This window comes from Arthrobacter sp. 10N418 (genome assembly GCF_056394725.1).
Genome location: NZ_JBFTIK010000053.1, coordinates 1 through 4,220, shown reverse-complemented (window position 1 = coordinate 4,220; position 4,220 = coordinate 1). Strand labels below are relative to the sequence as shown.

Annotated in this window: 3 protein-coding genes and 1 pseudogene; 1 reads left to right on the top strand and 3 read right to left on the bottom strand. The window is 57.8% G+C overall.

Annotation, left to right across the window (positions count from 1 at the left end):
- Window positions 1-149 precede the first annotated feature (149 nt).
- Window positions 150-389: pseudogene (locus tag AC1DCZ_RS19200) on the top strand (ATP-binding protein); the annotation flags it as partial.
- Between the two features lie 181 nt (window positions 390-570).
- On the opposite strand, the gene AC1DCZ_RS19195 reads toward AC1DCZ_RS19200, so the two are convergent.
- The 3 genes from AC1DCZ_RS19195 to AC1DCZ_RS19185 all read right to left on the bottom strand — a co-directional run.
- Complete coding sequence (locus AC1DCZ_RS19195) at window positions 571-1,743, bottom strand: hypothetical protein (protein ID WP_476975987.1); 1,173 nt, start codon at window positions 1,741-1,743, stop codon at window positions 571-573.
- 542 nt (window positions 1,744-2,285) lie between these two features.
- Window positions 2,286-3,803 carry a tyrosine-protein kinase domain-containing protein gene (locus AC1DCZ_RS19190; protein ID WP_476975986.1) on the bottom strand — a complete coding sequence of 506 codons (1,518 nt, stop codon included), beginning with the start codon at window positions 3,801-3,803 and terminating at the stop codon, window positions 2,286-2,288.
- A 243-nt stretch (window positions 3,804-4,046) separates the two neighbouring features.
- Window positions 4,047-4,220: integrase core domain-containing protein (locus tag AC1DCZ_RS19185; RefSeq protein WP_476975988.1), on the bottom strand; the 174-nt coding region annotated here is incomplete at its 5' end.

The window sequence follows — 4,220 nt, the reverse complement described above, 5'->3', positions numbered from 1 at the left end:
GCAATCTGCGCCAGCGGCGCCTCGCCCTTGCGGGCCACATCAATAACATCCTGGCGGAACTCCGCCCCATAAGCCGTAGGCATGGTCAACATCCTTCCACGAGCACCAGCTCGCTAGGTCAAGGAGTCAACAAAACCGGGGGCAGTCCCGAGTGGTTGCTGGACCGGCCGACAGAGTCGATGCGCGGCATGCTGCTGGAGCTGATGGAGCGCCGATACGGCGAAACGTCCACGGTGTTCTGCACCCAGTACTCGCAGAAGGACTGGCACCAGCGCCTCGGCTCCGGTGTTCATGCCGACGCGATCATGGACCGGATCATCCACAACACGGTCTGGGTCGAGACGGGCACCTACAACATGAGGGAGCACACCGCGCTGGCCAGCGCGTAATCGATGACGGAGAGCGTCAGTGGCTCCCGGCCACACCACCACTGGCGCTCTCCCGCACGATCGGTGGTGCTGAACGGCACGATTGGGTGGTGCTCAAAGCCTCAAATACTCACTGCCTTAATAGGCGCCTGTTACGTAGCCGATGTGGAGTCCCGGCATTATCACGGTTTGTATCTGCGTTCTAGACAAATTCGGGATAAAGCATGCTTGCAACCCAGATTGCCGCGAGGGCCAAAGTTATGCATCCGGTGACACAGGCCATCAACCAGTCGCGCAAGGTTACTAGGATCAGAAAGCCTGACGCTGCGTCGACAAGTGCGTAGGCACATAGCAACGCAATGAGGCCAAAACCATTCGACTGCGCCGAAAGCGCGACCGCTAGGACAATGATTGGAACGACTATCAGCGTGATGCGGGATGCACTTGGTGGCAGAAAGCGAAACATTATTCGTTGGGCAACTGCAGCTGAAGCTGATGCAAGCAGCCAAAGCGCGACGACGATGATTTGCGCAACATACTGAGGAATTAACGCCTCCCCGGCGACGAGAACGAGCAGACCCAACGCGCCGAGAATGAGGCTGAGCACACGGAGAAACCGCTTAGCGGAGGCGGGCGATTCACTGTTCTGGTGAACAAGGCGAGGCATCACGGCGTTGACAAAGGTTGCCGATACAGAACCCACAATCTTGGTGGGCAGTGTGAGAAGCGTCAGCGTCGCGGGGGGGAGAACTAGAGCCAGAGATTGCACGATCACTAGGCCGCCATATCCCACAAAGGACTTGCTAAGGAACCAAAAGTGCGCAGAGTGCCGCCGTATACGTGTCTTGGGGAGCCGGTCTAAGACCTGACTACCGACATTTATGCGCGCCATGACTATCAGGAATCCGGCATTCGCCGTCATAAGGGCGGCCAGCATCGCGGTCACCGCGGCCGTAGATGACGGCCACGGCAGAAGCATGACTAAGGTTGCGACAACATTTGCGGGAAGGGCGATCGCTGCCATCCAATGCGGTGAGCCGTCAGCTTCCGCTGATACGGCCATGTACCAAAGCCGCGCCTGAACAATTGCGTTTAGGGCGGCGAGAACGAGTACTGGTAGGAGCTCAAATGGAACCCGTCCCTGAATCGACAGCCAGCCTGAACCAGCCGCCACAGCGATGAGTGTGGCTACGGGAACCCAACGTCGAAAACGTAGCGCACCATCGCGAGTTACGCGATCTTGGCTAAGCAACATCGGATAAAAGACCCCGACCAGCAGGATTTGAGTGGGCAGATTGCCCAGGTTGAACAGGTAGAAGTAAGCATCAGTTGCATTGCTGGGCCCGTGCCTCCACAAGAGGGCAGCAAGCTGCAATAGCCCCGAAATCTGCGAGGCCAGCGATAGAGCCGGTGCTCGCAGTTGAGCACCGAGGACCCTTGGCATCCGCGCTGCGCGGTGACCCGTCCTAGACGTCATGACGCCGGATAATAATTTGGCCCGATGTTGACTCGCATTTTGTTCGGACTCGCCTCAACTTGCCCCCTTCAAGTAATCCAACTGCAGCTAAGCTTCGAGACAGGACCGAGTCGGTCGTGCATGGACCATGTAATTGCGTCATTCGATGCCCGATGGTCCATGAGCCTCTTGGCCATAAAGCCTGCTATCGCGGGCCGCATGGTGCAAGGCAAGACGTGGTAGGCAGCAAATTGATCCGTGGCCCCGTATCTCTTGTCCAATTAGCAAGACAGTCTCCGCTGCTCAGATGACATGGGGTCGACTTTCACGCACTCGTAAGCGCCAGCTTCGGAGTGTGCATTAGGCATTAGCTAATATCATCCCACTTTCAGGCGAACGCCGTTAAGAAGTCAGCCCCGCACGAGCTCTGGTTGGTGCTGCGCACGTGGCAGCTCGGTGGCTTATTGGCCTTCCGACCTTGAGTAGGGAAAAACACTCGCCGGTCTCTTGGGCTCTGAGAAGAGAGCGTCAGCGACCTCTTGACGCGGACCGGTTTCCTCGTAGGTTGTGGCGTCGGCCAGTACGGTCGTTCGCCGGCGGACCTTGGCCGATGCGTTCCGAGCGGGTTCTTCGTCTTGGGTGTAGTAGCCGTAGGCGTAAGCGTCCGGTCCCTTAGCCGGCAACCGGTTCAAGACGATTCCGAGCATATTTGCCCCAACCAGATCCAAAGCATTTAGCGCCTTCTGAAGATCTGTCTGTCGAAGCTTCTGCGAGCCGGCCACGACGACAACACCCCCCACGTGTTGCGAAAGAACCGCTGCGTCCGTGACCGGAAGAAGCGGCGGTGCATCAATAATGATGTGGTCGAACGCTTCGTCCAGGCGGCATATCAGATTTTTCATTTCCGCAGAACCCAGCAACTCACTCGGATTCGGCGGAATGGCACCTGATGTCAAGACGTAGAGATTGTCGTCGCCCCAAAGTTGCAGCAGATCGTTTACATCTACGTCTCCGACAAGAGTCGTTGTCAGACCAGCGTTCCGGTCCAGACCGAGGTACTCGCTGACCATTGGCCGCCGCAGATCTGCGTCGATCAGACAAACCGATCGCCCTGACTGTGCCAGTGCAATAGCAAGATTCGTAGCCGTTGTGCTCTTGCCCTCCCCCGGAAGAGATGAGGTCACAAGAACCGTTTTGGCCCGGCCCGAGACATTGGCGAACTGGAGATTTGTCCGGAGCTGGCGGAAGGACTCCGCCCTCGGGCTTTGCGGCGCGGATTGCGTCAGCAAGGGCTTTTTTACGGCGTCTGGGTCGAACGATATGCCGCCCAGCAGCGGTGCACTTGTCACGGCCCTTAGATCCAATTCGCCGCGTATGCGATTGTCTAGAACAGATCTTAGGACCGCTATGCCGGCGCCACCTACTAGCCCGACAAGAAGACCAATGATCAGGTTCAGCCGAGTGTTGGGCGCTGATGGGCTCTCGGGTGCAACCGCTGGCTTGATGACGGAAAGGCTAACAGGCGAAGACCCACCCGTCTTCGGCCGCTCAAGCTTATCCACGGCTTTGATGAGGCTGTCCGAGACCGCCTGGGCTATCGCAGCGGCTTGAACAGGCGATTGGTCCGTGGCTGAGATGCTAATCAGCACCGTGTTCAGATCAGAGGTGGCTGTCACTCGGGCGGCCAATTCAGATGCAGTCAGACCGAGCCCGAGGGCGTCAATCGCTGGCTGTAGGACTACGGGAGACTCGACCGTCTTCACGTAGGATTGAACCCGCGCTTGGCTGAAGCTGTTACCTTGCTGCAACTCTTGCACTGATCCCGAATTTTGAATCGCCACGAAAAGCTGGGTGTCCGCTGTGTACGTCGGTTTGGCCAAAATGGAAACGGCGCCCCCCGTGAGCAGTCCAGCCATAGTTACGGCCGCAATCAAGATCCAACTCTGACGAATAATTCTGAGATAGTCGCGTAAATCCAAACCTAAGTCTCCCTATAACGTTGGCTGGGTCTCGCCGCATAGCACCCCCAGAACGGCAATATTCGCGCAGTCCACGCAATCATACCGGTAGGGTCAGGCGACGAGGCACACCGCGCAGGAGCGCGCCGTACTTCCCAAGACAAACGAATCGGACGGGCGTTGTCGGGGCAACGCCCTATGCCTACACGCCTTCAGTGAAGATCGAATGATGAGTCGACATCGCCGAGTTGCGTTCTAGGTGTATTACCCACGGAGGTTGGTGACGCGACTAGCGGGTGTTTGACCCTTGAGTGAGGTGTGGCCTCGGTTGTGATTGTAGTGGTGCAGCCAGGGCTCGAAGGCGGCAACGCGTTCGGTCTCTGAGGTGTAGGGCCTGGCGTAGGCCCATTCGTCGAGCATGGTCCGGTTGAAGCGTTC